Below are 24523 nucleotides of genomic sequence, written 5' to 3' on the forward strand. Positions count from 1 at the left end.
CACGAAAAGCGTGTGCCCACCCTACGTTACTGCGTTCCTAAAACGATAGTTTCTAGCTCTTTAACTAAAATTAGTTTTTTATTGGATATTGATTCATTTTCTTGTTCCAAATGATTTAACTCATTTGAATAAGTCATTCTTATAGCCTCTGTAGTTATTCCTGACAATAACTGCTGATTTAGCCTCATTATTTTTTCTTTATTAAAATCATGTTTTGAATCATATTCAGCAATCAGTATTGTAATTGCCGTCAGGCGAACTGTTTTTTCTTGAGCAGATGCGGTTCTTTCAAATTCATATCTATTTTGTTGAATTTCTTGTCTCTGAAGCCTTAACTCTTCATTTTGCATTTGAATCGTTCTTAAAGTACCCGCGAAAGCCAATCCAGTAAAAAGAGCGGTAAGAGCACCAAAGCTATCTCCAAAAACTCCAGACTTACCAATTGACAACTCAGATATGGGCCATGTCAATAAAATTAAAACAGCCAGATACATTAAGAAAATTAAAAATACAATTAAAAATGAGTACTTTAAGAGTCTATCTTGCATATTCAGTCGCGATTGATGAAAACGTAAAGATTAAGTAATTTTTTTCCACCATCCTACATCACTACACACTATCAAACATACAAAATCATCCAATCACTCCCAATCCCGTTCCGGGTTTTCTCCCGTTATTCCGCCCCGAGCATCGCAGCTTTTGGCGAGAATAGCCCGCAGGGGAGCGGCAAGGATGCCGCTCGTTTTCGGAGGGCCAGGGATGGCCCTTCCGAAAACCCTCGCCAAAAGCGAGACGCGCAGGATTAAGGCGGAATTCCGGGTGGCCTTTTCTTTGGATACTTTCTTTTGGCCAAGCAAAAGAAAGTATCTCGGCTGTCGGGCCGAGACCCGACTTCAAATCAGCCGTCGCGCCAGCGACACCCTCTCACCCCCCAATCCTAACCTTCTCCTTTATGCCCTGTAGGTACTGAAGGAGAAGGAACCTACCCCGAATATCGCTTAGCAACTCCTTTAACACAAATGCCCCATCCACCATCCCTGGCTCCTGGATGCCCGCATCCCTGCGAGCATGACAATCCATCACTTCCTCTCATACCCAAACTGAAATATCACCGGCGTCCCCTGGTTATGAATAATAATCTCCTTCTTCGGCTCGTCACCGACAGCGGCAGGCTGCGCCACGCCGTTCGCATCAACAGCACCCGGCACCTCCCTAACCTCCACCCGCACATCCGGCATCCACTTCGGTTTGAATAACTCGGTTTTCACTCGACCAGCTTGCTTCGGCTGCGGTGCATGTTCCAACACATCCAAACAAGCCGTACCAATCTGATCGACCAGTTTATCGACGATGCGCGCCGGCAGAACATCCTTATCCAAAGCATGCGCGCTAAACGTCGTCGCGTTCCACCAACACCGCTTGATTGCCGGCATCGCGCAATGTGCAGGTAATCGGCAACACGTCGGCTTTTTGGAAATCGGTCGCGCGCGGGTCGGAATTGCCAGACGAAAACGAAAAACCCACCGGCGTTTCCCGGCGGGCTATCTTGCCGAGCTTGGCCTGCAAACTATGGCTGTAAGGGCCTTTGCCGGCGAGTGGAAATTCCCACTCGGTTAAATTGGCGCGGACACGTTCGGCGATTGCCGCAACGTCAATCGGCGTGGCGAACTGCTGCAAATTGTCTGGCGCCAATCCAAACTCAATAGCCTGCAGCGGTTTAACGGCGTCGGCCGTCGGCGCTGCCAGCGTCGGCTGGCATGGCACGAAACCCAATAGACCCAGCAGCAAAAAAAGACCTCTAGCGGATGTTATTTTCATCATCGTCAATCTCCCAAGTTAAGCTGCACTCTACGGAAACCCTTATTTGCCAGCCATACGTCAAATGACTGATGAGTCATTTACCCGATTGTGGCGCTGCCGGCAAAATTCAACAATCTCCCCGACGTTTTCAATCGCCATGGCCAGCGGCAATGGCTTGTTTAATCCAGATAGAGGGGAATGCAAATGACTGGTTTTAACCCACAAAAACTAAGCGGCCGGGCCATCGGCTTGCTAAGCGGGGCAGCCCTGGGCGCCATCGCCCTGGGACAGGCGCCCGAAGCGCAGGCAGGCGCGACGTTTAAAATCGACGACACCAAATGGGTCAGCGTCGGTGCCGGTTTAAGAACCAGCTTTCGCGCCCAAGAAGGCTCGTTCGGCGCGAACGCCGACAAATGGAGCAACGATTTCAATCTGGACAACATCCGTTTATACATCAACGGCCAGATTCATAAATATCTGAAAGTCGAGTTCAACACCGACTGCCAAACCTGCGGCAACGGCGGCGAAGTGCGGGTGCTGGACGCCATCGGCAAATTCGAAGTCACGCCCTACGCCAATTTATGGGTAGGCCGGATGCTGGTCCCTGCGGAACGCCGCGAGATGAACGGTCCATTCTACAGCGCGGTGTATAACATCTTCTCCGCCGGCACGCCGTTCGAGCCGTCCGACTATAACTTGGTCATCAAATCCGACGGCACATCCGCCGGCTCTTTTGGCCGCGACGACGGTGCCACCTTCTGGGGCGCGGTATTCGACGGCCGCTTCCAATATGCAGCCGGTTTCTTCCGCGGCCTGCGTGGCGGCGCCAACGTCGACGACAACATTCTGTATGCGCAACGCTTTGCCTACAACTTCTGGGACGTCGAGAAGAACCCCGGCTACTACACCTCCGGCACTTACTACGGCAAGGGCGGCGACATTCTGACTGTCGGCGTAGCCAACCAATACCAGGAAGACGGCGCCGGTGCGCTGGGTTCGCCCGGCAGCTTCCGCGGCACCACCGCCGACGTGTTGATGGAAAAAGTATTGCCGGGCGGCGGCGTGGTTACCCTCAACGGCGAGTACAAAAACTACGGCATCACCGGCCCGTATAGCCAAACTATCCGCGACGCGGAAGGCAGTGTCGGCGCGCCGGCTCAATTCTCGATGTTCGAAGGCAACGCCTATGATGTCAGCGGCATGTATCTATTCCCGCAAAAAATCGGCATCGGCCAATTCCAACCGTATTTGCGTTACGTCAACGTGTCGCCGGATAACAGCCCCAACCGCGAGGTTTACGAAGGCGGCGTCAATTACATCATCGACGGCCACAACGCCAAGATTTTCGCCAGCTACCAATACGGCGATTTGTTGACCAAAGGCTTGAACTACAAATCCACCGCCAGCGGCGAGAACGCCAGCCAGGTCATGGTCGGCTTTCAATGGCAAATTTAACGACGGTTGGGTACGCAAATTTACGCCAACGTGACAAACCGTAGGGTGGGCACCGAATAGGTGCCCACGCGGAGCCTTCAAGCGTGGGCATTGCATGCCCTCCCTACGAAAAACGGGCTGTTGATTCACCCACGATTTATTCTCGACATAGGATTATAACGATGAAACTACTGAGCAATTCCTTCCGTAAACTGGCGACTGTCACGGCCTTGTCCGCCGCGCTATTCGGCGCCGCCACCTCTGCCCGCGCCGAAGACACCATTAAAGTCGGCGTGCTGCACTCCCTGTCCGGCACGATGGCCATCAGCGAAACCACGCTGAAAGACACCATGCTGATGCTGATCGACGAGCAAAACAAAAAAGGCGGTTTGCTGGGCAAAAAGCTGGAAGCGGTGGTGGTTGACCCGGCCTCTAACTGGCCGCTGTTTGCGGAAAAAGCCCGCGAGCTGATCACCAAGGACAAAGTCGCGTCCATCTTCGGTTGCTGGACGTCCGTTTCCAGAAAATCGGTGTTACCGGTCATTGAAGAGTTGAACAGCATCCTGTTTTACCCAGTGCAATACGAAGGCGAAGAGTCTTCCAAAAACGTGTTTTACACCGGCGCCGCGCCTAACCAGCAAGCGATCCCAGCGGTCGACTACCTAATGAACGACCTGAAAGTACAACGTTGGGTGTTGGCCGGTACCGATTACGTCTATCCGCGCACCACCAACAAAATCCTGGAAGCGTATCTGAAATCCAAAGGCGTTAAACCGGCGGACATCATGATCAACTACACCCCATTCGGCCATTCCGATTGGCAAAGCATCGTCGCCGACATCAAGAAATTCGGCTCGGCCGGCAAGAAAACCGCTGTCGTTTCCACCATCAACGGCGACGCCAACATCCCGTTCTATAAAGAACTGGGCAACCAAGGCATTTCCGCCGAAAAAATCCCGGTCATCGCCTTCTCGGTGGGCGAGGAAGAACTCTCCGGCATGGACACCAAACCGCTGGTCGGTCATTTGGCGGCCTGGAACTACTTCATGAGCGTTGATACCACCAAAAACGCGGCCTTCATCCAACAGTGGAAGGACTACATCAAGAACCCGAAACGGGTGACCAATGACCCGATGGAAGCGCACTACATCGGTTTCAACATGTGGGTGAAAGCAGTCGAGAAAGCCGGCACCACGGATTCCGACGCGGTACAAAAAGCGCTGATTGGCGTCGAGTACCCCAATCTGACCGGCGGCATGTCGAAAATGCTGCCTAACCATCACATCAGCAAACCGGTATTGATCGGCGAAATTCAAGACGACGGCCAATTCGTCACCGTCTGGCAAACCAACAAACTGGTGGATGGCGACGCCTGGTCGGACTTCCTGCCTGACAGCAAACCGATCATCGCCGACTGGACCGCACCGATCAACTGCGGCAACTACAACACCAAAACCAAAAAGTGTTCAGGACAGAACTACTAACAGCGGATGTTACCCGCGAGGCTCACGGCAGGATGCCGTGGGCCTCGCCCCCAAAAGAGGACAGACGATGCACACACTCCGTTTCAGAACCCGTTTAAAAACGCCGCCCGGCTCGCGCCCGGCCAACCGTTCCCCCAAGGACAGCTTAATGAGCATAATGACTAAACATTCTACTCAGGCCGGATTGACAGTCGGCGGCGTTTTTAAACGGCTTCTAAAACTTGCCAGCTATTTGCTGGCGATGATATTCCTCGCCGCGCAACCCGCCATGGCCCAAGACGCCGGCAGCGCCTTGGAGCAACTGCGCACCGGCAGCATGGCCGAGCGCGAACAAGCCATCGCAACTCTGGGCAGCGACAGCAATAACCTGAAACTGCTGCAAGCCCTGCAAGACGGCAAACTGTTCGACTTCAAAGCCGAAGGCAAATTGGTGCTTGCGCAGGAAAGCCCGGCCGGTTACCAACTCAGTGATCCGCTCAGCGGCTCGGTATTAGCAGAAGTTGAGCGCGGCGCGATAGGCAAAATCAATTTAAATAACAAACTGCGCGGCGTGCTGCGCAAAACCATCGCCCAATTGCAATTAAACGATACCGACCCGGTGCTGCGCCTGATCGCGGTACAAGCATTGGCCAATGATATAGACGACAAAGCGGTAATTTTGCTGCGCGATCATCTGGCAACCGAAACCGACGCCGAGATCAAAACCGCCATCAACAAAATGCTGTTATTGCAAGACATTAACAGCCCGGAAAAAGACCAACGCATCGCCGCTATCGGCGCGTTAAAAGATTTGGACAGCCAGGATGTCGTCAACAAGTTGCAAGCCATTATCGATAAGGATGCCGACGGCAATTTCCTGGAAACCGACAGCGACGTGCGCAACCTGGCCGAAGCGGCCCTGATTAAAATCCGCGAACGCATGCAAGCCTACGCTGCCGCCGAAACCGTGTTCTTTGGCTTGAGCTTGGGCGCGGTGCTGGTGTTGTCTGCGATTGGTTTGGCGATTACGTTTGGCGTGATGGGCGTCATCAACATGGCCCATGGCGAACTGATGATGCTGGGGGCGTATACCACTTACGTGATGCAACAAATCATGCCCAACAACCTGGGCACCGCGTTGATTCTGTCGATACCGATGGCCTTCTTGGTCGCCGCCTTGGTCGGCATCGCCATCGAACGAGGCATCATCCGCTTCCTGTACGGACGGCCGCTGGAGACTTTGTTGGCGACTTTTGGTGTGAGTTTATTCCTGCAACAAGCCGTGCGTTCGATCTTCTCGCCGCTGAACCGCAGCGTCGCCACGCCGGACTGGATGAGCGGCTCCTGGCAAATCAACGACTTTTTATCGCTGACCTGGAACCGCTTTTACATCCTGATCTTCTGCCTGCTGGTGTTTACCGCGCTGCTGCAAATTTTGAAACGTACCAAACTGGGTTTGGAAGTTCGTGCCGTCGCCCAAAATCGCGGTATGGCCAGGGCAATGGGTATTCCTACTGCTAGAGTCGATGCGATGACGTTTGGCTTGGGTTCCGGCATTGCTGGCGTAGCCGGCGTGGCCTTGAGCCAGATCACCAATGTTGGGCCTAACTTGGGCCAGGCCTATATTGTGGATTCGTTCATGGTGGTGGTGTTCGGCGGGGTCGGTAATTTGTTCGGAACGTTGGTCGCCGGGTTCTCGTTGGGGATTGCCAATAAGGTGTTAGAACCTTATGCCGGGGCGGTGTTGGCGAAGATTTTGGTGTTGGTGTTTATTATTTTGTTTATTCAGAAGAAACCGAGGGGGTTGTTTCCGCAGAAAGGAAGGGCAGCGGAATCTTGATTTTTGTGTCACTGCCGACCGGGTTTGCTGGTTCCCATGCGCTGCGTGGGAACCCAAACCTGCCGCGCTGCGGCGATTGGGGCTTGGATTTGGTTGGTGTCGCTAACGCGACGGTGGTTTTTGAAGTCGGGTCTCGGCCCGACAGCCGAGATACTTTCTTTTGCTTGGCCAAAAGAAAGTATCCAAAGAAAAGGCCACCCCGCCGCCGCTTGCTTCCTGCGCTCCTCGGGTTTGAACGGGGTTGCCTGAAGGGGCTTCCCAGCCCCTGCATGCAACGCGCCGCATCCATGCGACGCCCCTATCGGGCTATTCCGTTCAAACCCTCCGGTGCTCGGCGCGGCAGAGGGGGACAAAAACGTCCCACCGTTACCGTCTGACGGAAATGGCAGGTTTGTACACTTACTGAAAATAAAGATTGTCATTTTGTTTAACCCATAAATGTATGGATAGCTTTCAACAATTCAGTAATTGCATGAATAACTGGTGGAGCCACTATTAACAATTTAAGTATGAAGTTTTTTGACATGATCAAATTCCTACAATTTTTCAAAGAATCCGTTGGCAGTTTGCGAGGCTAGGCGTTAACAAGCAATTTATCTCAGCGACCTCTCATGCGGGATTAAAGCCGTTTAATACCGATACAAAGAATGCTTTTAATTATCACGACAGCGTATGTGAAGAGCTTCGCATTGAATTTGTAAAAATTATGAAGGCAGTGACTAATACAAAACAGGCTGGAAATGTTTCCACCCTTGACTTTTTTACGTTTTATCTTTTCGGTAGTCGTAGGGTGGGCACGATTGAGTGCCCACGCGGAACCAACCGCCAACGGTGGGCAAAGTTGCCCACCCTACGCTATTTCTGGAGGCTGATGGTTTCAACCCCGTATGCCGCGCCGAGCACCGGAGTTTTTATCGAGAATTGCCCGAAGGGGTGCGGCATGGATGCCGCACGTCGGCGGAGGGGCTGGGAAGCCCCTTCTGCCGACCCTCGATAAAAACTTCGGCGCGCAGGATATAAGCGGCATCCGGGTGTCGTTTCTTTTGGATACTTTTCTTTGGACAAGCAAAGAAAAGTATCGCGGTCGCCGGTCCGCGAACCGGCATTAAAAAAACCGTCGCGATAGCGACACACTAAAACGGAAGACGGTATGAAACTAATCAACCTAAGCCAAGACAAAACCTACACCACCGTCCTAACCACGTTAGCCTCGGTAACCCTCTTAATCCCCCTGTGTAATCTAATCTTCCCCGAAGACTCTGCCCTGCACTTCTCCGCCTACTCAGTCTCCCTAATCGGCAAATACCTGACCTTTGCCCTGCTCGGCCTGTCGCTGGACATGGTCTGGGGCTACGCCGGGATTCTGGTCCTCGGCCAAGGCGCATTCTTCGCCTTGGGCGGCTATGCGATGGGTATGTATCTGATGCGGCAGATCGGCACGCGCGGCGTGTACGGCAACGCCGAGCTGCCGGACTTCATGGTGTTCCTGAACTGGACCGAGCTGCCCTGGTATTGGTACGGCTTCGAGAATTTCGGTTTCGCGATGTTGATGGTGCTGCTGGCGCCGGGCTTGCTGGCCTTCGTATTCGGCTGGCTAGCGTTTCGTTCGCGAGTCACTGGTGTGTATTTGTCCATCATTACCCAAGCCCTGACCTACGCTTTGTTGTTGGCCTTCTTCCGCAACGAAATGGGCTTCGGCGGCAACAACGGCCTCACCGATTTCAAGGATATTCTCGGCTTCAACATCCAATCCGAAGCGGTCCGCTCCGTCTTATTATTAATGACCGGCCTCAGCCTGATCGGCGCTCTGTTGCTGTGCCGCTGGATCGTGAATAGCAAGTTGGGCCGGGTGGTCACGGCGGTTCGCGACCAAGAATCGCGGGTGCGTTTTCTCGGTTACCGGGTGGAATTGTTCAAACTATGGGTATTCGTGTTCGCGGCCATGCTCGCTGGACTGGCGGGCGCCCTGTACGTGCCGCAGGTCGGCATCATCAACCCTAGCGAATTCTCGCCGCTCAATTCGTTGGAAATCGTCATCTGGGTCGCGGTCGGCGGTCGCGGCACCCTGTACGGCCCCATAATCGGCGCGGTGCTGGTCAACTATGCCAAAACCGTATTGACCGGGCTGATGCCGGACGCCTGGCTGTTTTGCCTGGGCGGCGCCTTTATTCTGGTGACCTTGTTAATGCCCGACGGCATCGTCGGCCTGCTGCGCCGCCGCGCCAAACCTAAACCCGAATCCACCCTTAACACTACCGGAGGACAACCGGCATGATGATCTCGGCTGCAACTACCACTGAAGGCGGCGCCAGCCTGCCGCTGGACGGCGAAGTCGACGCCCGCCACGGCCCGATTCTATACATGGAAGACGTCAGCGTCAGCTTCGACGGATTCCGGGCGCTGAACCACCTATCGCTGTACATCGACGACGGCGAATTGCGCTGCCTGATCGGGCCCAACGGCGCCGGCAAAACCACGCTGATGGACGTCATCACCGGCAAAACCAAGCCCGACAGCGGCTCGGTATTCTTCGGGCAGACCATCGATTTGCTGGAATTGGACGAACCGGCCATCGCCCAGGCCGGCATCTGCCGCAAGTTTCAAAAGCCCAGCGTGTTTGACGCCTTGACCGTGTTCGAAAACCTGGAACTGGCCTTAAAAACCGATAAACGCACCTGGTCGACTCTATTTCATAAACTCAACAGCGAGCAACGCGACCGCATTCATGATGTGCTGCAAACCATCGCCCTGCCCGCTCAGCAACGGCAACTGGCCGGCGCCTTATCGCACGGTCAGAAGCAGTGGTTGGAGATCGGCATGCTGCTGATGCAGGACCCAAAAGTGATGCTCGTCGACGAACCCATCGCCGGCATGACTCATCAGGAAGTCGAGCGCACCGCCGAGCTGCTGTTGTCGTTGCAAGGCAAACACTCCATCGTTGTTGTCGAACATGACATGGAATTTGTCCGCAGTATTGCCCGTAAAGTCACGGTGCTGCACGAGGGCTCGGTGCTCACTGAAGGCACGATGGACGAAGTGCAAAACGATCCGCGCGTCATACAAGTTTACCTGGGGGGATGATGTTAAATATCAGCGCATTGCAACAATACTACGGCGCCAGCCACACTCTGTGGGACCTGGATTTGCGCGTACCGGCCGGCGCCTGCGTCTGCCTGATGGGCCGCAACGGTGTCGGCAAAACCACGCTGCTGAAAGCCATCATGGGCCTGCTGCCGGTGGCCGACGGCAGCATTCAATTCGACGGCGTGGAACTGGCCAAAGCCAAGGCCGAATCCCGCGCCGAACTGGGCATCGGCTACGTGCCGCAGGGCCGGGAAATCTTTCCGCTGCTGACCGTGGAAGAAAACCTGAAAACCGGCCTGCGCGCCGCCCACAAACACGGCATCAAAAAAGTCCCGGACAGCATTTTCGAAATCTTCCCGGTACTGAAACAAATGCTGAAACGCCGCGGCGGCGACTTGTCCGGCGGCCAGCAACAACAATTGGCCATCGGCCGGGCCTTGGTATTGAATCCACGGCTATTGATTCTGGACGAACCCACCGAAGGCATCCAGCCCAACATCGTCAGCGAAATCGGCGACGTGATTATTCGCCTGAACAAGTCGCGCGGCGTGCCCACGCCAAGCCCCAAACCGGAAACCGGCGAGATTCACCAAGCCATCGACCGTATCCATAAAGAACTGGGCGTGACGGTGTTGCTGGTCGAACAAAAACTGCCGTTTGCTCGCAAGGTGGCCAATCAGTTTTGCATCATGGACCGGGGTAGGCATGTGGCGGTGGGGGCAATGGAGGAATTGGCGGACGATATGGTGAAACGATATTTGACGGTGTAACCCAATTCCCCCTTTTAAAAAGGGGGTCAGGGGGATTTTCAAAGCGGGCGCAGCCCATCAAGTTAATTCAACGCAGGATCAGGGAGAATCGAAGATGAAATCCGAACAACTTTTACTGGCCGCGGGTGCTTTATTATTGGTGTGGTCAGTGCGCAGCGAGGCACATAGCAGTTACGAAGCCATGCTGGACGGCGGCAACCTGCCGCAATTGACCCGCGCCGCCTTGCATCCTTTGTTTGAAGTACCGGATCTACCGACCCTACTGATCAGCGTTTTAATTTTGGGATTCGTGTTCGGCCCGGTTATATTGCACATCGCCCGGCAGCGGCACGCTAACAAAGCGCAGCATCCGCCTTTGTCGGAGAAATCTGCCATCGCGCCTAAGACCAAACACTTGTAACCCAAGAGCACCATGCCCGCCAATTGCGCTGCTTCAGCCCATCCCGCTGCCTCAACCGATACCACGGCGTGGGAAGCCGAATTAACGCTGGGCTTTAGCCAACGCGGCGACAAAACCGCCCTGGTCAACCGCAGCCATCGCGGCCCGTTGACCGTGCAGCGACCGTTTTATCCGGAAGGCGAAATCTGCCATGTCTACCTGCTGCACCCGCCCGGCGGCGTGGTGGCCGGCGACCGTTTGACGATCAACACCAATGCCAACACCGCCGCCCAGGCCCTGATCACCACGCCCGCCGCCGGTAAGTTTTACCGCAGCGGCGGCGGCGAAGGCCGGCAAACGGTGAATTTAACCGTCGCTAACGGCGCCAGCCTGGAATGGCTGCCGCAGGAAACCATCGTCTACGACGGAGCCCGCCTAAGTGCCAATATGCATATCGAGCTAGCCGAACAGTCTCGCTTCGTCGGCTGGGAAATCACCGCCCTCGGCCGCCCCGCCGCCGGCGAAGGCTTCAGTGACGGCCACGCCGAACTGAACTGGCGCATCCAACGCGACGGCCGCTTGTTCTACCTGGAACGCCAGCATCTGGACGCGCAAGCCTTTCAAGCTCGTTGGGGTCTGGCCGGGCATTCGGCGTGCGGGACGATGTTTGTGTATCCGGCAACACCTTTGCATTTGGAGGCGGTACAAGCATTGATTGGCGAGAAGCCGAATCGCGGGGTCACTTTGATTGAGGGTTTGTTGATTTGTCGAGGCTTGGATCGTAGGGCGGATTTGTTGAAGGGGTTTTTTGAGAGGGTTTGGGGGTTGGTGAGAGGGGATGTTGTTGGGAAGGAGGTTTGTGCGCCGAGGATTTGGGCGACATGAGATTTTGATTTTGCTCGGGGGCTTAACTCCCTCGCCCTCCGGGAGAGGGTTGGGGTGAGGGGCTTAGTGTCGCTAACGCGACGGTTGTTTTAAAGTCGGGTCTCGGCCCGACAGCCGCGATACTTTCTTTTGCTTGGCCAAAAGAAAATATCCAAAGAAAAGGCCACCCCATGCCGCTTGTATCCTGCGCTCCGAAGGGTTTGAACGGGGTTTTCGGAAGGGCTATCCATAGCCCTCCGAAAACGAGCGGCATCCCTACCGCTCCCCTGCGGGCTGATCCGTCCAAACCCTTCGGTGCTCGGCGCGGCATACGGTGTTAAACCCGTGGCGCGAACAAAGGTTTTTGGATGATTTTGTAGTTTGAGTTTCATGCTCTATTGTAGGATGCTGCCGACGATAGGAGGCGCATCTGTCGCGAACGATACGTTTCGCTTCGTTGATTACATCCTAAGGACCTAGATGAAACAATAGTTATGTCAAAAATTAATGGAACGATTATTGGTTATGACCCAGGCGGAAATAATTCGAATGGTTTTGCTTTATTAAGAATACAAGACAATGTCGCAACAGAGATCGAAATAAAAACATTAGATACGGCCGAATCTATTTTGTCCCAAATTTCCAATGAGGACGTTATTGGCCTTGGAGTAGATACATTGTCCTGCTGGTGTACCGGCGATAGCGGGTGGAGGCCAGCAGATATCTGGCTTCGTAAAAAATATCCCGAGGTAAGAAATAGTGTAATGTCGCCAAACACTCTATCTGGATCAATGGGTATAAATGGTATGTCGGTCCTTATTGAAGTTTTGAAAAACAAAAGGAACTTAATCTTATCGGAAACCCATCCAAAAGTTCTTTATTACGCTTTAACCAAAATAAAATATGATTATAAATCCAATTATTTAAACATGGATTTATTCTTGTCAAAAGAAATTGGCATACCTATTAAAACAAATAACGATCATGAATGGGATGCTGTTATTTCCGCATACGCATTGCTAAATGGAATTTCAGGTAAATGGACAAGAGATTTACATCAATTACCAGTAATTAATGGTCGAATTGTAAATCCTTGTGGAAAAACCGCATATTACTGGCCTGATGACTCATTTTATAACCCGTGATTTGTATTTCACGGACGGTTTTCTCCCCTAATGCCGCGCCGAGCACCGGAGGGTTTGAGCGGATTTGCCCGCAGGGGAGCGGCAGGGATGCCGCTCGTTTTCGGAGGGCTAGGGATAGCCCTTCCGAAAACCCCGTTCAAACCCTTCGGAGCGCGGGATAAAAGCGGCATGGGGCGGCCTTTCTTTTGGGTACTTTTCTTTGGCCGTCCAAAGAAGCGTACCTCGGCTGTCGGGCCGAGACCCGACATTAAAAACAACCGTCGCGGCAGCGACACAAAACAAGACAAACGCCATGCAATTAACTCCAAGAGAAAAAGACAAACTCCTCCTCTTCACTGCCGCCCTCCTCGCCGAGCGCCGCAAAGCCAGAGGTTTGAAACTTAACTACCCGGAAGCCGTGGCCTATATCTCTGCCGCCATTATGGAAGGCGCCCGCGACGGCCAGACCGTGGCCGAGTTGATGGCTTATGGTCGAACGTTATTAAGCATCGACGATGTGATGGACGGCATCGCCGAGATTTTGACCGAGGTGCAGGTGGAGGCGACCTTCCCGGATGGCACCAAATTAGTCACCGTACACGACCCCATCGTATAGGAGCAAAGCATGATTCCTGGAGAAATCTTCCCTGCCGACGGCGACATCGAACTCAACGCCGGCCGCGCCACCGTCAAAGTCCTTGTCGCCAACAGCGGCGATCGGCCAATACAAGTTGGATCGCACTATCATTTTTACGAAACCAACCCGGCCTTGCATTTCGACCGAGAAGCGGCGCGCGGCTTTAGGTTGGACATCCCGGCCGGCACGGCGGTGCGGTTCGAGCCGGGCCAGCAGCGCGAGGTGCAATTGGTCGAGTTTGCCGGCAAGCGCGAGGTCTACGGCTTTCGCGGCGAGGTGATGGGCGCATTGGAGACAAACGCATGAGCAAAATCAGCAGATCCGCTTACGCCGACATGTTCGGCCCCACCACTGGCGACCGCTTACGGTTGGCCGATACCGATTTGATTTTAGAGGTGGAAGCCGATTACACCATCTACGGCGACGAGGTGAAATTCGGCGGCGGCAAGGTGATCCGCGACGGCATGGGCCAAAGCCAGTTCGGCAACGACCACGCGGTGGATTTGGTGATTACCAACGCATTGATCATCGATTATTGGGGCATCGTCAAGGCCGACGTCGGCGTCAAGGACGGCCGCATCTTCAAAATCGGCAAGGCCGGCAACCCGGATGTGCAGCCGGGCGTGGACATCATCGTCGGCCCCGGCACCGAAGTCATCGCCGGCGAAGGCCAGATTCTGACTGCCGGTGGCATCGACGCCCACATCCATTTCATTTGTCCGCAGCAGATCGAGGAAGCGCTGTGTTCCGGCGTTACCACCATGATCGGCGGCGGCACCGGCCCCGCCACCGGCACCAACGCCACCACCTGCACGCCGGGGCCGTGGCATATCCAGCAAATGCTGAAAGCGCTGGACGGTTTGCCGATGAACTTTGGCTTGCTCGGCAAGGGCAACGCCAGCCTGCCTAGCGCTTTGGCAGAACAAATCAAAGCAGGGGCCATGGGCCTGAAACTGCACGAAGACTGGGGCACCACGCCGGCATCGATTGATTGCTGCCTGGGCGTGGCCGAGGATTACGACGTGCAGGTCGCGATCCATACCGACACCTTGAACGAATCGGGCTTTGTCGAAGACACTTTCGCCGCCTTCAAGGGCCGCACTATCCATACCTACCACACCGAAGGTGCCGGCGGCGGCCATGCCCCGGACATCATCAAGGCTTGCGGCTTGGGCAATGTGCTGCCGTCGTCCACCAACCCGACTCGGCCGTACACGGTCAACACCGTCGACGAACATCTGGATATGTTGATGGTCTGCCATCATCTTGATCCGAGCATCCCGGAAGACGTGGCTTTCGCCGAATCGCGCATCCGCCGCGAAACCATTGCTGCCGAAGACATCCTGCACGACCTGGGCGCGTTTTCGATGATTTCCTCGGACTCGCAAGCCATGGGTCGAGTCGGCGAAGTGGTGATCCGCACCTGGCAGACCGCGCACAAAATGAAGGCACAACGCGGCGCACTGACCGGCGACCCGGCCAGCAGCGACAACCTGCGCATCAAACGCTACATTGCCAAATACACCATCAATCCGGCCATCAGCCACGGCATCAGCCACGAAGTGGGCTCCATCGAAGCCGGCAAACTGGCTGACCTGGTGTTGTGGCAACCGGCCTTCTTCGGCGTCAAACCCAGCCTGGTGATCAAAGGCGGCCTGATCGCCGCCGCGCCGATGGGCGACGCCAACGCCTCCATCCCCACCCCTCAGCCAGTGCATTACCGGCCGATGTTCGGCAGCTTCGGCCGCACCGCCGCCAACACCTCGATGATCTTTTTGCCGCAAGCGGCGGTATCGGCGGGTGTTGCCGGGCAATTGGGCTTGCAGAAACGGGTCGGCACGGTGCGCAATACTCGCAACATCGGTAAGGCGGATATGAAATTGAACGACTACAAGCCGGTGATGGAGGTGTGCCCGCAGACTTATCAGGTCAAGGCGGATGGGGTGTTGTTGACTTGCGAACCGGCGGTGGTGTTGCCGATGGCGCAGCGGTATTTCCTGTTTTGAGAAGGGTCAGGGTTTTCGGTAGAGCCATCCGTGGCCCTGCCGAAAACAAACTGTATGCAACTGAAGCGATGGCAGTGTTTGCCATCCGTTAAAACTAGGAACCTGGGATATGGTTTTTGTGCGGTAGAACCGGTTCGTCCGTGGTGGTTGCGCCGGCTTCGAGTGGCTGAGCCATGGCATTGATGATTTCCGGCGGAGCACCGGATTGCTTTAGGCTTTCGCGTAGCTCGGCGCTCAATTCCGCGTTGGTTCGTTCGGATACCGGCTCTTCAGGCTGAACGGGCGTGGCGGACTCTTGATCTTTCAGAGTCTGCTCCAATTGAGCGACCTGCTCTTCCGGTAAGTGGTTGGCTCGCATCGACGCAATCAAGTCGGCATTGGCTTCGCTACGCGCAACCTCATCTTCGGGAGACAAGCCATTAGCGAGCGCCTGCCGTTGCTGTTCGTGAGGGGGCAACCGAATTTCCTTAGAGACCGGGACGTTTGTCCGCGACATATCCAGCTTTCTGTTAGCGCCGACCGCGATAACTGGCGCGGAAACTGAAGCGGTATTCTCCGGCAGCGCCGCTGAATGGCTGTCGCCGCGACCGGGGAATTGCTGACCGGCAAAATATCCGCTCGCAAAAACGCTAGCCACACCCAGTATTGAGACAAGTTTGTTCATGATCTTGACCTAGGTTGATGTTACTCAGAGCGGAATCTCGGTCGGATGGGCCAGACCAAAGATTCCGCATGATCGGATGCCGCGATTAGTACTCGTACAGATAGGATAAAGTACCCAAGTAGCGATAAGAGCCGGAGGTTGGGCAGGCAGCAGTGCCTGAGTCACCATACAAATAGTAAGTTTGATGGTTTTGCAGCGCCATTTTGGCCTGAATCAAAGCCTCTTTGTTATAGGTGACGAAATAGTTGGTATAGGCTGGCAGTACGTTGTGTTCCGGCACGGTGTAGATATAACCGTATGTCGTACCGTTAACGTTATATTCGTAAACACCGGTGACATTCACCCAACCGGCGGAACAAGTCGCCGCATTGGCCGCACTGGCACCAAACATGGAAGCAGTAATGACAGACAGCATTAGAAACAGATTTTTGATAGTTTTCATGACCTTCACCTTTTGTAAATTAAACACGAGAGTGGATGAGTTAACGCTGTACTTGCTTCTCGGGTAAAAAATTGGCCTACCTGAAAATTCAAGGGCAGCGTGTCCTTAGGCATTTACGCTGTGGTTTTACTGGCGGCGTAATTAGCGGGGACGGTGATAATTTAGGGAAACTGAAGGGTTTTCTCTGTTAACTTTCTGGCTGAAGAAGTGTGAGGTTTTTCACAGTTTTATGAGGATATAGCTTTGCTGGGGTTTTGTGTCGCTGTCGCGACGGATGTTTTATATGTCGGTTCGCGGACCGACAACCGCGATACTTTCTTTTGCGTGGCCAAAAGAAAGTATCCAAAGAAAAGGCCACCCGACATTCCGCCTTAATCCTGCGCGTCTTGCTTTCGGCGAGGGTTTTCGGAAGGGGCTTCCCAGCCCCTCCGAAAACGAGCGGCATCCCTGCCGCTCCCCTACGGGCTAATCTCACCAAATACCCACGGGGCACAAGAGCTGCGATGCTCGGGGCGGAATAACGGGAGTAAACCCATCGTTGTATGAATGGTTATTGAATAATTTGTAGGATTTAAATGTTTGCTAAACCACCACTTCTTACTATTCAGCAAGGCTCGAAAGGTACGTTTGTATCCTGGTTAGAAGACCTAGGTCTTAAAGATTTTCTGAAAAACCATCCATTGTCAAAGCTAGAAGAGTGGGGATGGCTTGTACCCCAACACCGAGTTGTTTTTCCAGTTGGGTATTTTTTAGCTTGGCAAAATTTCCCTTTATGTCCTGCTGAAATAGATTCTACGAAACCTGCATTTGATACTGAAGATTGCTTGTGGGCTTCGGAATGGTGCGTTGAAAAAGATCAAAGCCCGCTTTGGTTTTTGCATCCTTTTTTCCAAGCTACCGCTTCGAGTTATGATTTGCTTCGTAAAAATAATTACCGAACCACACCAATACCAGACGCATTTGTTCATCCCTATCGTTCGATCTCAATAACTCCCTATGCTGACTATTTTTTTCATTGGCAAGCCTATGCACTGATTGACGTTGTATGTAGAGCCGATTATTTTCAGCCTATTCTCAATACACCAGATATTGAAGAACGTGCCGAATCCGTTATACGGTACGCTACACAACTTAAGCAAAACGATATAAAGCCTACTGATGTACTCAGTGAGTCTAATCACTGGGGTGGATTGGCTGAGCCGATGACATGGCTCTCTCATTACCGCGCGTTTCGCGACGCTTTGTGTGGCAATGACGATCAAAATCTACAAATAAAAGGTGCGAAACAATTAGCTGAGCATTTAGGTATCAATGCAGAAATACTTGAAGAAGCTATCGAAACAAAATTACTTAGGTTGGCACAACGTTGGTTGTGGGCTAACGAAAAGCACAGTAAATGGACTCTCCAAGCTTGGCCTTATCTTCAGAAAGACATTAGGCTTGCTTTGGAATGGCTTTACATTCTGAACGATAATGACCTCGCCTTCTATTTGGATAAATGGGCCTATTCGTCTTTTGGTGAACGAGAATGGGCAGAGTTAAGTAGAGTTTTACCCTATGAGTTTTTTGAAGATAAACGATATTTTTTACGTTATTTGCCTTTTTATAAAAAACATTATGAATATGTACTTCCAACAGATCAAATACTCAAGAATTTGGTAGATAGGTTGCAATCGGCTAATTATCTTTTTGGTAGTTTTTTAAATGCATTTCGTCAGCTTCACGAAAACTTAGAACGTAACCCAAAACAAAAAGGTAATTTGGAATTTAGAACATTACGTCCACTTGATTATTACTCGTTACTGGCGATACGAGCCGAAAGTTGTCTTCGTTACGCGCTGGGTTATGACCGAGAGGAAAATATTTCGGAAGAGAATGATAAAAAAGGGTTGACTGATTACATAAGAGAACTTGCTAGACAAAGAAATATATCTGATAGCGTCGTTGATTATTTCGAGCAGAAAACAAATGATAACCGGCGAAAATATACAAAAGCCGGCCAATATACTCAACCAAAAAAATCGAACGACCCTATCGGTGAAATCATGAACATTGAATGCGCCGATGAAAGGAGCAATTGTTTGTTGAAAGCATTCTTATCCTGTCTTTTAGCAAGAAACTATTTTGCTCACCATACCTATTTAGACAAGGAATTGATACGAACTGAAAAATCAGCTTTTATGTTAACCGGTATTTTAACTACGGTTTTAGTTCTGTTGGATGACTCGGTCGATTATAGTTAAGTCGATGCGAGTTCCGGCCTCTACGTTTTTACGATCTACTTATGAATTTGGGATGGTTTTGGTCCCGTTATTCCGCCCCGAGCATCGCAGCTTTTGGCGAGAATAGCCCGCAGGGGAGCGGCAGGGATGCCGCTCGTTTTCGGAGGGCCAGGGATGGCCCTTCCGAAAACCCTCGGCAAAAGCGAGAAGCGCAGGATAAAGGCGGAATTCCGGGTGGCCTTTCTTTTGGTGACTTTTCTTTGGCCAAGCAAAGAAAAGTTACTCGGCTGTCGGGCCGAGACCCGACGCCCAAACACCCGTCGCGACAGCGACACACATTATTCAAAGAAAGCTAAAGCTTTCAAGACATCGTTCCCAAGCTGGAGCTTGGGAACCAGAATGACAAGTAAAATCCAACCAAACACAAATGCTAAAACTTACCGAAACCACCCAAACCTCAGAATCCCCCGATGACACTCTCACCCTCCCCTTCGAGGCCCGGCAGAAATCCCGGCAACCCGCCACCACCCAAGGTGGTATTCAAGTCGGCGTGTTCCTGCCAAGGGGCCAAACCCTGAGACACGGCGCAATTCTCACCAACGGCCAGGGCTTCAAAGTGCGAATCAACGCCGCGCCGGAACCACTGTCGGTAGTGAAATGCACCGATCCCTTGCTGTTTGCCCGCGCTTGTTATCACTTGGGCAATCGTCACGTGGCCTTGCAAATCCTACCCGGCGAGCTGCGGTTTTTGACCGACTATGTACTGGATCAGATGCTGATCGGATTGGGTTTGGCCGTCGAGCACGACACCCTGCCGTTCGAGCCGGAAGCCGGCGCTTACCATAGTCATGGTCACTAATTTAAGCCTGCTGCGGCTGCTGCAACTGGTCAGCCCCAGTTTGCCGATTGGGATGTACAGCTATTCCCAGGGACTGGAGACTGCTGTGCACGACGGCTGGGTAACCAATGCCGAGCAAACCGGCGATTGGCTGCGTGGTTTATTGCACAACGGTTTAGGCAAGGTCGACGCACCGTTGTTGGCACGGCTGTACGACGCTTGGCAGACTAATGACATCGAGGCTGTCACGCATTGGAGTCAAACCCTGACCGCTTACCGCGAAACTGCCGAATTGCGCGCCGAAGACAGGCAAACCGGTCAGGCCCTGGCGCGCTTGTTGGTCAAGTTAGAGATGCCGGAAGCGCAGATTTGGCAAAAACGGCCCGATGCTACGTTGGCGACCTTGTTTGCGTTGGCGGCGACACGCTGGCAAATCGATAAAGCCGATGCGATAGCCGGTTATTTATGGGGCTGGCTGGAAAATCAGGTGTTGGGCGCGATTAAATTGGTACCACTGGGCCAGGTGGCCGGGCAGCAGTTGTTACAAGGTCTGGCCGCCGAGTTGCCGGGCTTGGTCGAGAGCGCATCGCAATTGAAAGACGATGAGATCGGCGGCAGTTGTTTTGGTTTGGCCTTGGCCAGCAGCCGGCACGAAATCCAGTATTCACGGCTGTTTCGGTCGTGATGCCATGAGGTTTCGCGTGGGCACTTATCGTACCCACCCTACGCTCTTTATCGCAGATATTCCGTTCGGGCTGAGCTTGTCAAAGCCCTAGGTGGCAGGCCCTTCGACAGGTTAAGGGCGAACGGTTTTTAAAGGCTGGAATAATTCGCACCAACCGATAAACGCTGCCTCAACGCCGCGCAGTGGAATCGAGGTTTGGCATTTTTAAATCCCGGATAGTGTCGGGGCAACTGGAGACAATATGAACGACAAACAAATTTTAAGAGTAGGCATCGGCGGCCCGGTCGGCTCCGGCAAGACTGCGCTGGTGGATGCCTTGTGCAAGAAGATGCGCGACGATTACGAAATCGGGGTGGTCACCAACGATATTTACACCCGCGAGGACCAGCAGTTTTTGATTCGCAGCCAGGCTCTGCCGGAAGAGCGCATCCTGGGCGTGGAAACCGGCGGCTGTCCGCATACCGCCATCCGCGAGGATGCCTCAATGAATCTGGCGGCGGTGGACGAGTTGTGCGAACGCTGGCCGGAGCTGGATTTTGTGATGGTGGAAAGCGGCGGGGATAATCTCAGCGCGACCTTCAGCCCGGAATTGGCTGACCTGACGATTTACGTGATCGATGTCTCTGCCGGCGACAAGATACCGCGTAAAGGCGGCCCCGGCATCACCCGTTCGGATTTATTGGTCATCAATAAAATCGATCTGGCGCCTTATGTCGGCGCGTCTCTGGAAGTGATGGACCGGGATGCCAAAAAAATGCGCGGCGAGCGGCCTTTTGTGTTTACCAACATCAAAACCGGCAATGGCTTGGAAGCGGTCGCTGACTTTATTGTCAAGCAAGGCATGCTGCAAACGCATTAATGGCGATAGTCAGCCAAGGTTGACTTTTAACCAGTACTGGTATGCTCAAGAATAACGAATCAGGAGGAACCATGATGAAAACCGCGTTTTTAGTCGCCAGCCTCTGGGCGTGCTCCGTGTCGGTAGCCGACGCCGAGCCTTGCCCGGAATTGCTGAATTACAAGATGACCAAGCTTCGTTCCAGCGAGCAAATCGATTTTTGCCAGGCGTTTCAAGGCAAGGTGATCCTGGCCGTCAATACCGCCAGCAACTGCGGCTACACTCCGCAATTCAAGGGTCTGGAAGCCTTGTACCAAAAGTATAAGGATCAGGGCTTGGTGGTAGTTGGTTTTCCTTCCAATGATTTTAATCAGGAGTTCAGCGAAGCGGAAAAAACTGCCAACGTCTGTTACATCAATTACGGCGTCACGTTCCCCATGCTGGAAAAAAGTCAGGTGAAAGGCGCGGCAGCGAACAGTTTCTTCCAAAAACTGATTAAAGCCACAGGTCAGGCGCCGGCCTGGAATTTTCACAAATATTTGATTGATCGCAGCGGCAACAGCGTGGCGGCCTTCCCCAGCGCTGTGACGCCGGAACAGCTGGATTCTAAGATCAGCGCCTTGTTATCAGCTAAATAGGGTTGTAAACCTCAGCTCTCGCCGGCGGCATGCCGGCATTTTTTATCAGGACGAGACGGCAATGCGCAGAATTGGACTTTACTGGTTTGGTAATGATTTGCGGGTGCATGATAACGCCAACCTGCAACAAGCCAGCGCAGTAGTAGATCAGTTGCTTTGCGTGTATTGTCTGGACCCTGCCTGGTTGGCGCCCAACCCATACGGGATGGCTAATTTGTCGGAGCAGCGTTGGCGATTTTTGAAAGAAGCCTTACAGGATCTGGATAGAAATCTTCAGCAAGTTGGACAACATCTGCTGGTTTGTTACGAAACACCGCTTGCGGCCATCGGCGAGCTAGTCGCCAAACATGGCGTATCGGTGATTTATCGCAGCCGCCATGCTGGTTTTCAGGAGCGGCAACAATGGCTGGCACTGCAAAAACATTTGCCGGGCTTACGTTTTGTCGAATCGGATACGCAAACCTTGTTCAATCTGCGCGAATTGCCTTTTACCCAATTGCCGAAGTCTTTCACGCCATTCAAGGATAGCGTCGAACATTTGCGGGTCGATCACCCTTTGCTGCCGCCCGATGCGCTGCCTCCCAGCCCTGAATCCAAATCGGATTGGTTATTGAATTTTCCCGTGTATTTGCCGGCCATCTCAGCGCTCGATGCGGAGTTGGCGTTTCATGGCGGCGAGACCGCCGGTAAAAAACAGCTTAAAGCGTATTTTCGCAGCAGCTACCCCAGCCGTTACAAAGACTTGCGTAACGAACTGGACGGCTGGGAAAACTCCAGCAAGTTTTCGCCTTGGCTGGCCCATGGCAATCTGTCGGTACGAAAAATCTATTCCAGTTTGCGCCGTTACGAAGAGGAGAATGGCGCCAATGAATCCACCTATTGGCTGTATTTTGAATTGCTCTGGCGAGAGTATTTTCAATGGTACGCCCTCCAGCACGGCAAGCGGCTGTTTGCGTTTCGCGGCATTAAACCACGCAAACCTTTAACCTGCTTTTATCCGGAACGTTTTCAAAAATGGTGTCACGGTTACACGCCTTATCCATTAGTAAACGCTTGCATGAAACAACTGAACGCGACAGGTTATATGTCCAATCGCGGCCGGCAAATCGTCGCCAGTTGTTTGGTCAATGAATTGGCGGTGGATTGGCGTTTCGGCGCAGCTTATTTTGAACAACAGTTGCTGGATTACGATGTGGCCAGCAATTGGGGAAATTGGCAATATCTAGCCGGGGTGGGCGCTGATCCGCGCGGCCAGCGGCATTTTGACCTGGAAAAACAAACCCGGCTTTACGATCCGGACGGCCAGTTTATCCGCAAGTGGCAGGCTGAAGTCCGCAATTTGCCATTGGATTCTGTTGATGCCGCAGATTGGCCCGTGGACCCGGCTAACGCGAAATTGGCATCCATATTGTCGGCTTAGGCTAGCGATTAAACACCTCCGTTTGCTGAAGGTGCTAACGGCCTGTGCCAAAACTTTTCGCGCAGGATTTGCACCCCAAATAAAATTCCACCCCATCGTCTTGGGTGACGGAAATATTACCGCCGGCAAGGATCGTCCATTTACTGGGGCGTCCGTGAAATTTAGCGGTTCCTTGCACATAACAAGGTAGATAGGGATAGCTTTCCAGATATTCCGCCGATGTTATCGAGCTGGCTTTACGCAAAACGCTTTTGGCTTGCGGCGTGGAAAGCTTAAAGTCCTCGCAGAACGCCCCGGGCAGGTCGGAACCTGCCATCGCCACCCGCACCTGCGTAAACCCATCAATCGCAAAAGCATTTAACGGGAACATGACCGCGTAAAACCAAAAAGCGGAGTGTATTTTGTTTGCCAAAACCGAGCGCATCAAATTTACCACTTTACCCTTCCGCTAGCGCTTTATACCCCCATCAGACCGCCACTTACCTAGCGTTGATGCAACAAGCGAAACAACCAAAACCCGGCAAACATCGCCACAACAAACGCATAATTACCCAACACGCCCGCACTCAATCCCAATAAAGCCGGCCCCGGACAAAAGCCGGATAAGCCCCAACCGACACCAAATATCGCCGCTCCGGCAATCAGTTTGGCATCAATCCCGGCCGGCACAATAGCCGAAGGTTCTTGCTCGCGATCCGCAGCGTCGTTATTGCGATGCATCAAATAACGCGCCAGCCCCAGCGTCAATAAGGCACTTGCCATGACCAGGGCCAAGCTCGGGTCCCACGCCCCGGCCACATCCAGAAACGCCAATACTTTGGCTGGGTTGCTCATACCAGCCACGATCAAGCCCAGCCCAAACAACAGCCCGTAGGCAAATAAATAAACAGTATTTTTCATCGAGAGTTTCCGGTTTAGAACAGGTGCCGAACAATAAACACCGTAATCCCGGCAGTCAGCATGAAGGTTAGCGTCGCGACGATGGATCGCACGGACAAGCGGGCGATACCGCAAACGCCGTGCCCACTAGTGCAGCCGCCACCTAGCCGGGTGCCGTAACCCACCAGCAGGCCGGCAATTGCCAGCAAACCAGGCGAGGCTGCCAAATCCAACGTAATGTCTGCACCGCTTAAGCGATAAAGAGGCCCACTCGCCAGCAGTCCGGCCAGAAACCAGCCACGCCAGACACTGCTCTCGTTCCAAGGCGGTAGCATGCCCGCCGCGATGCCGGAAATCCCGGCGGTATGCTTATGGGTAAACAACAGCAAAGCGGCGGCCAGCCCAATCATGGCTCCCCCGGCCAGCGCGGATAAAATCGTCAAATAGTTCATGCGTCATTCTTGCCAAAAATGGGCTATTGAAGCAGAAACCGCAA

General features: G+C 53.2%; 27 protein-coding genes. 18 read left to right on the top strand and 9 right to left on the bottom strand.

From position 1 onward, the window contains the following. Positions 1-26: 26 nt before the first annotated feature. The 3 genes from CWO84_RS02395 to CWO84_RS02410 all read right to left on the bottom strand — a co-directional run bounded on the left by CWO84_RS02395 (position 27) and on the right by CWO84_RS02410 (position 1821). Positions 27-548 carry a hypothetical protein gene (locus CWO84_RS02395; RefSeq protein ID WP_033158918.1) on the bottom strand — a complete coding sequence of 174 codons (522 nt, stop codon included), beginning with the start codon at positions 546-548 and terminating at the stop codon, positions 27-29. 531 nt (positions 549-1079) lie between these two features. Further along, complete coding sequence (locus tag CWO84_RS02405) at positions 1080-1433, bottom strand: hypothetical protein (protein ID WP_133120634.1); 354 nt, start codon at positions 1431-1433, stop codon at positions 1080-1082. After that, positions 1390-1821 carry a hypothetical protein gene (locus tag CWO84_RS02410; protein ID WP_101051687.1) on the bottom strand — a complete coding sequence of 144 codons (432 nt, stop codon included), beginning with the start codon at positions 1819-1821 and terminating at the stop codon, positions 1390-1392. Before CWO84_RS02410 ends, CWO84_RS02405 begins: the two co-directional genes overlap by 44 nt. A gap of 183 nt (positions 1822-2004) precedes the next feature. Here CWO84_RS02410 and CWO84_RS02415 point away from each other — a divergent pair, with 183 nt between their 5' ends. The 8 genes from CWO84_RS02415 (at position 2005) to CWO84_RS02460 (ending at position 11655) form a co-directional block, all read left to right on the top strand. Next, positions 2005-3255: a hypothetical protein gene (locus CWO84_RS02415; RefSeq protein ID WP_240617940.1), complete on the top strand. Its 1251-nt coding sequence runs from the start codon at positions 2005-2007 to the stop codon at positions 3253-3255. A gap of 161 nt (positions 3256-3416) precedes the next feature. Next, complete coding sequence (gene urtA / locus CWO84_RS02420; protein ID WP_101051691.1) at positions 3417-4718, top strand: urea ABC transporter substrate-binding protein; 1302 nt, start codon at positions 3417-3419, stop codon at positions 4716-4718. 241 nt (positions 4719-4959) lie between these two features. Next, positions 4960-6537 carry an urea ABC transporter permease subunit UrtB gene (gene urtB / locus CWO84_RS02425; RefSeq protein ID WP_240617945.1) on the top strand — a complete coding sequence of 526 codons (1578 nt, stop codon included), beginning with the start codon at positions 4960-4962 and terminating at the stop codon, positions 6535-6537. Between the two features lie 1150 nt (positions 6538-7687). Beyond that, positions 7688-8812, top strand: a complete 1125-nt coding sequence (urtC, locus tag CWO84_RS02440; protein ID WP_051670428.1) for an urea ABC transporter permease subunit UrtC — start codon at positions 7688-7690, stop codon at positions 8810-8812. 86 nt (positions 8813-8898) lie between these two features. Next, positions 8899-9618, top strand: a complete 720-nt coding sequence (urtD, locus tag CWO84_RS02445) for an urea ABC transporter ATP-binding protein UrtD (protein ID WP_323131741.1) — start codon at positions 8899-8901, stop codon at positions 9616-9618. Beyond that, complete coding sequence (locus CWO84_RS02450) at positions 9618-10391, top strand: ABC transporter ATP-binding protein (protein WP_033158972.1); 774 nt, start codon at positions 9618-9620, stop codon at positions 10389-10391. The genes urtD and CWO84_RS02450 overlap by 1 nt, the downstream gene beginning before the upstream one ends. Positions 10392-10485: 94 nt before the next feature. Further along, positions 10486-10791 carry a hypothetical protein gene (locus CWO84_RS02455; RefSeq protein WP_033158915.1) on the top strand — a complete coding sequence of 102 codons (306 nt, stop codon included), beginning with the start codon at positions 10486-10488 and terminating at the stop codon, positions 10789-10791. A 12-nt stretch (positions 10792-10803) separates the two neighbouring features. Further along, the gene (locus tag CWO84_RS02460; RefSeq protein WP_033158914.1) at positions 10804-11655 is read left to right on the top strand and encodes an urease accessory protein UreD; all 852 of its coding nucleotides are present in this window, start codon (positions 10804-10806) and stop codon (positions 11653-11655) included. A gap of 89 nt (positions 11656-11744) precedes the next feature. Here the strand turns inward: CWO84_RS02460 and CWO84_RS24585 are convergent, their stop codons facing one another. Further along, on the bottom strand, positions 11745-12026 hold the full coding sequence (locus tag CWO84_RS24585; RefSeq protein WP_165385933.1) for a hypothetical protein: 282 nt from the start codon (positions 12024-12026) through the stop codon (positions 11745-11747). 102 nt (positions 12027-12128) lie between these two features. On the opposite strand from CWO84_RS24585, the gene CWO84_RS24100 reads away from it, so the two are divergent. The 4 genes from CWO84_RS24100 (at position 12129) to ureC (ending at position 15401) form a co-directional block, all read left to right on the top strand. Beyond that, positions 12129-12779 (top strand): hypothetical protein, encoded by a 651-nt coding sequence (locus tag CWO84_RS24100; RefSeq protein WP_133120635.1) that lies wholly within the window; start codon positions 12129-12131, stop codon positions 12777-12779. 292 nt (positions 12780-13071) lie between these two features. Further along, positions 13072-13374: an urease subunit gamma gene (ureA, locus tag CWO84_RS02475; protein WP_033158912.1), complete on the top strand. Its 303-nt coding sequence runs from the start codon at positions 13072-13074 to the stop codon at positions 13372-13374. Positions 13375-13383: 9 nt separating this feature from the next. Next, positions 13384-13701, top strand: coding sequence for an urease subunit beta (locus CWO84_RS02480; RefSeq protein WP_033158911.1), 318 nt, complete (start codon positions 13384-13386; stop codon positions 13699-13701). After that, positions 13698-15401 (top strand): urease subunit alpha, encoded by a 1704-nt coding sequence (gene ureC / locus CWO84_RS02485; protein ID WP_033158910.1) that lies wholly within the window; start codon positions 13698-13700, stop codon positions 15399-15401. Before CWO84_RS02480 ends, ureC begins: the two co-directional genes overlap by 4 nt. 94 nt (positions 15402-15495) lie before the next feature. Here the strand turns inward: ureC and CWO84_RS02490 are convergent, their stop codons facing one another. Continuing rightward, positions 15496-16065, bottom strand: coding sequence for a hypothetical protein (locus CWO84_RS02490; RefSeq protein WP_033158909.1), 570 nt, complete (start codon positions 16063-16065; stop codon positions 15496-15498). Between the two features lie 85 nt (positions 16066-16150). Continuing rightward, positions 16151-16507, bottom strand: a complete 357-nt coding sequence (locus CWO84_RS02495) for a hypothetical protein (protein WP_129871365.1) — start codon at positions 16505-16507, stop codon at positions 16151-16153. 575 nt (positions 16508-17082) lie between these two features. On the opposite strand from CWO84_RS02495, the gene CWO84_RS02505 reads away from it, so the two are divergent. The 6 genes from CWO84_RS02505 to CWO84_RS02535 all read left to right on the top strand — a co-directional run bounded on the left by CWO84_RS02505 (position 17083) and on the right by CWO84_RS02535 (position 23148). Continuing rightward, entirely contained in the window at positions 17083-18750 is a 1668-nt protein-coding gene (locus CWO84_RS02505; protein ID WP_101051695.1) for a hypothetical protein, read from the top strand. A 406-nt stretch (positions 18751-19156) separates the two neighbouring features. Continuing rightward, positions 19157-19588, top strand: a complete 432-nt coding sequence (ureE, locus tag CWO84_RS02515; protein WP_101051699.1) for an urease accessory protein UreE — start codon at positions 19157-19159, stop codon at positions 19586-19588. Beyond that, positions 19578-20252 carry an urease accessory protein UreF gene (locus CWO84_RS02520; protein WP_101051701.1) on the top strand — a complete coding sequence of 225 codons (675 nt, stop codon included), beginning with the start codon at positions 19578-19580 and terminating at the stop codon, positions 20250-20252. Before ureE ends, CWO84_RS02520 begins: the two co-directional genes overlap by 11 nt. Positions 20253-20493: 241 nt before the next feature. Then, entirely contained in the window at positions 20494-21111 is a 618-nt protein-coding gene (ureG, locus tag CWO84_RS02525) for an urease accessory protein UreG (RefSeq protein ID WP_033157882.1), read from the top strand. 74 nt (positions 21112-21185) lie between these two features. Next, complete coding sequence (locus CWO84_RS02530; RefSeq protein ID WP_033157883.1) at positions 21186-21728, top strand: glutathione peroxidase; 543 nt, start codon at positions 21186-21188, stop codon at positions 21726-21728. 61 nt (positions 21729-21789) lie between these two features. Continuing rightward, the gene (locus CWO84_RS02535; RefSeq protein ID WP_051670191.1) at positions 21790-23148 is read left to right on the top strand and encodes a DASH family cryptochrome; all 1359 of its coding nucleotides are present in this window, start codon (positions 21790-21792) and stop codon (positions 23146-23148) included. Positions 23149-23182: 34 nt separating this feature from the next. On the opposite strand, the gene CWO84_RS02540 is transcribed toward CWO84_RS02535, so the two are convergent. The 3 genes from CWO84_RS02540 to CWO84_RS02550 form a co-directional block, all read right to left on the bottom strand. Continuing rightward, positions 23183-23518 carry a hypothetical protein gene (locus tag CWO84_RS02540; protein WP_129871364.1) on the bottom strand — a complete coding sequence of 112 codons (336 nt, stop codon included), beginning with the start codon at positions 23516-23518 and terminating at the stop codon, positions 23183-23185. A gap of 113 nt (positions 23519-23631) precedes the next feature. Continuing rightward, on the bottom strand, positions 23632-24048 hold the full coding sequence (locus tag CWO84_RS02545) for a DUF6691 family protein (RefSeq protein ID WP_033157885.1): 417 nt from the start codon (positions 24046-24048) through the stop codon (positions 23632-23634). Between the two features lie 14 nt (positions 24049-24062). Then, positions 24063-24479 (bottom strand): YeeE/YedE family protein, encoded by a 417-nt coding sequence (locus CWO84_RS02550; RefSeq protein WP_033157886.1) that lies wholly within the window; start codon positions 24477-24479, stop codon positions 24063-24065. Between the last annotated feature and the right edge of the window lie 44 nt (positions 24480-24523).

Origin of the sequence: Methylomonas sp. Kb3, from assembly GCF_002834115.1 — a bacterium.
GTDB lineage: Bacteria > Pseudomonadota > Gammaproteobacteria > Methylococcales > Methylomonadaceae > Methylomonas > Methylomonas defluvii.

What these genes read in the sequence shown, in the direction of transcription:
- CWO84_RS02395 (WP_033158918.1), bottom strand. Translation starts at nt 548, where the DNA reads ATGCAAGATAGACTCTTAAAGTACTCATTTTTAATTGTATTTTTAATT.
- CWO84_RS02405 (WP_133120634.1), bottom strand. Translation starts at nt 1,433, where the DNA reads ATGCCGGCAATCAAGCGGTGTTGGTGGAACGCGACGACGTTTAGCGCG.
- CWO84_RS02410 (WP_101051687.1), bottom strand. Translation starts at nt 1,821, where the DNA reads ATGATGAAAATAACATCCGCTAGAGGTCTTTTTTTGCTGCTGGGTCTA.
- CWO84_RS02415 (WP_240617940.1), top strand. Translation starts at nt 2,005, where the DNA reads ATGACTGGTTTTAACCCACAAAAACTAAGCGGCCGGGCCATCGGCTTG.
- urtA (WP_101051691.1), top strand. Translation starts at nt 3,417, where the DNA reads ATGAAACTACTGAGCAATTCCTTCCGTAAACTGGCGACTGTCACGGCC.
- urtB (WP_240617945.1), top strand. Translation starts at nt 4,960, where the DNA reads ATGATATTCCTCGCCGCGCAACCCGCCATGGCCCAAGACGCCGGCAGC.
- urtC (WP_051670428.1), top strand. Translation starts at nt 7,688, where the DNA reads ATGAAACTAATCAACCTAAGCCAAGACAAAACCTACACCACCGTCCTA.
- urtD (WP_323131741.1), top strand. Translation starts at nt 8,899, where the DNA reads ATGGAAGACGTCAGCGTCAGCTTCGACGGATTCCGGGCGCTGAACCAC.
- CWO84_RS02450 (WP_033158972.1), top strand. Translation starts at nt 9,618, where the DNA reads ATGTTAAATATCAGCGCATTGCAACAATACTACGGCGCCAGCCACACT.
- CWO84_RS02455 (WP_033158915.1), top strand. Translation starts at nt 10,486, where the DNA reads ATGAAATCCGAACAACTTTTACTGGCCGCGGGTGCTTTATTATTGGTG.
- CWO84_RS02460 (WP_033158914.1), top strand. Translation starts at nt 10,804, where the DNA reads ATGCCCGCCAATTGCGCTGCTTCAGCCCATCCCGCTGCCTCAACCGAT.
- CWO84_RS24585 (WP_165385933.1), bottom strand. Translation starts at nt 12,026, where the DNA reads ATGAAACTCAAACTACAAAATCATCCAAAAACCTTTGTTCGCGCCACG.
- CWO84_RS24100 (WP_133120635.1), top strand. Translation starts at nt 12,129, where the DNA reads ATGTCAAAAATTAATGGAACGATTATTGGTTATGACCCAGGCGGAAAT.
- ureA (WP_033158912.1), top strand. Translation starts at nt 13,072, where the DNA reads ATGCAATTAACTCCAAGAGAAAAAGACAAACTCCTCCTCTTCACTGCC.
- CWO84_RS02480 (WP_033158911.1), top strand. Translation starts at nt 13,384, where the DNA reads ATGATTCCTGGAGAAATCTTCCCTGCCGACGGCGACATCGAACTCAAC.
- ureC (WP_033158910.1), top strand. Translation starts at nt 13,698, where the DNA reads ATGAGCAAAATCAGCAGATCCGCTTACGCCGACATGTTCGGCCCCACC.
- CWO84_RS02490 (WP_033158909.1), bottom strand. Translation starts at nt 16,065, where the DNA reads ATGAACAAACTTGTCTCAATACTGGGTGTGGCTAGCGTTTTTGCGAGC.
- CWO84_RS02495 (WP_129871365.1), bottom strand. Translation starts at nt 16,507, where the DNA reads ATGAAAACTATCAAAAATCTGTTTCTAATGCTGTCTGTCATTACTGCT.
- CWO84_RS02505 (WP_101051695.1), top strand. Translation starts at nt 17,083, where the DNA reads ATGTTTGCTAAACCACCACTTCTTACTATTCAGCAAGGCTCGAAAGGT.
- ureE (WP_101051699.1), top strand. Translation starts at nt 19,157, where the DNA reads ATGCTAAAACTTACCGAAACCACCCAAACCTCAGAATCCCCCGATGAC.
- CWO84_RS02520 (WP_101051701.1), top strand. Translation starts at nt 19,578, where the DNA reads ATGGTCACTAATTTAAGCCTGCTGCGGCTGCTGCAACTGGTCAGCCCC.
- ureG (WP_033157882.1), top strand. Translation starts at nt 20,494, where the DNA reads ATGAACGACAAACAAATTTTAAGAGTAGGCATCGGCGGCCCGGTCGGC.
- CWO84_RS02530 (WP_033157883.1), top strand. Translation starts at nt 21,186, where the DNA reads ATGAAAACCGCGTTTTTAGTCGCCAGCCTCTGGGCGTGCTCCGTGTCG.
- CWO84_RS02535 (WP_051670191.1), top strand. Translation starts at nt 21,790, where the DNA reads ATGCGCAGAATTGGACTTTACTGGTTTGGTAATGATTTGCGGGTGCAT.
- CWO84_RS02540 (WP_129871364.1), bottom strand. Translation starts at nt 23,518, where the DNA reads ATGTTCCCGTTAAATGCTTTTGCGATTGATGGGTTTACGCAGGTGCGG.
- CWO84_RS02545 (WP_033157885.1), bottom strand. Translation starts at nt 24,048, where the DNA reads ATGAAAAATACTGTTTATTTATTTGCCTACGGGCTGTTGTTTGGGCTG.
- CWO84_RS02550 (WP_033157886.1), bottom strand. Translation starts at nt 24,479, where the DNA reads ATGAACTATTTGACGATTTTATCCGCGCTGGCCGGGGGAGCCATGATT.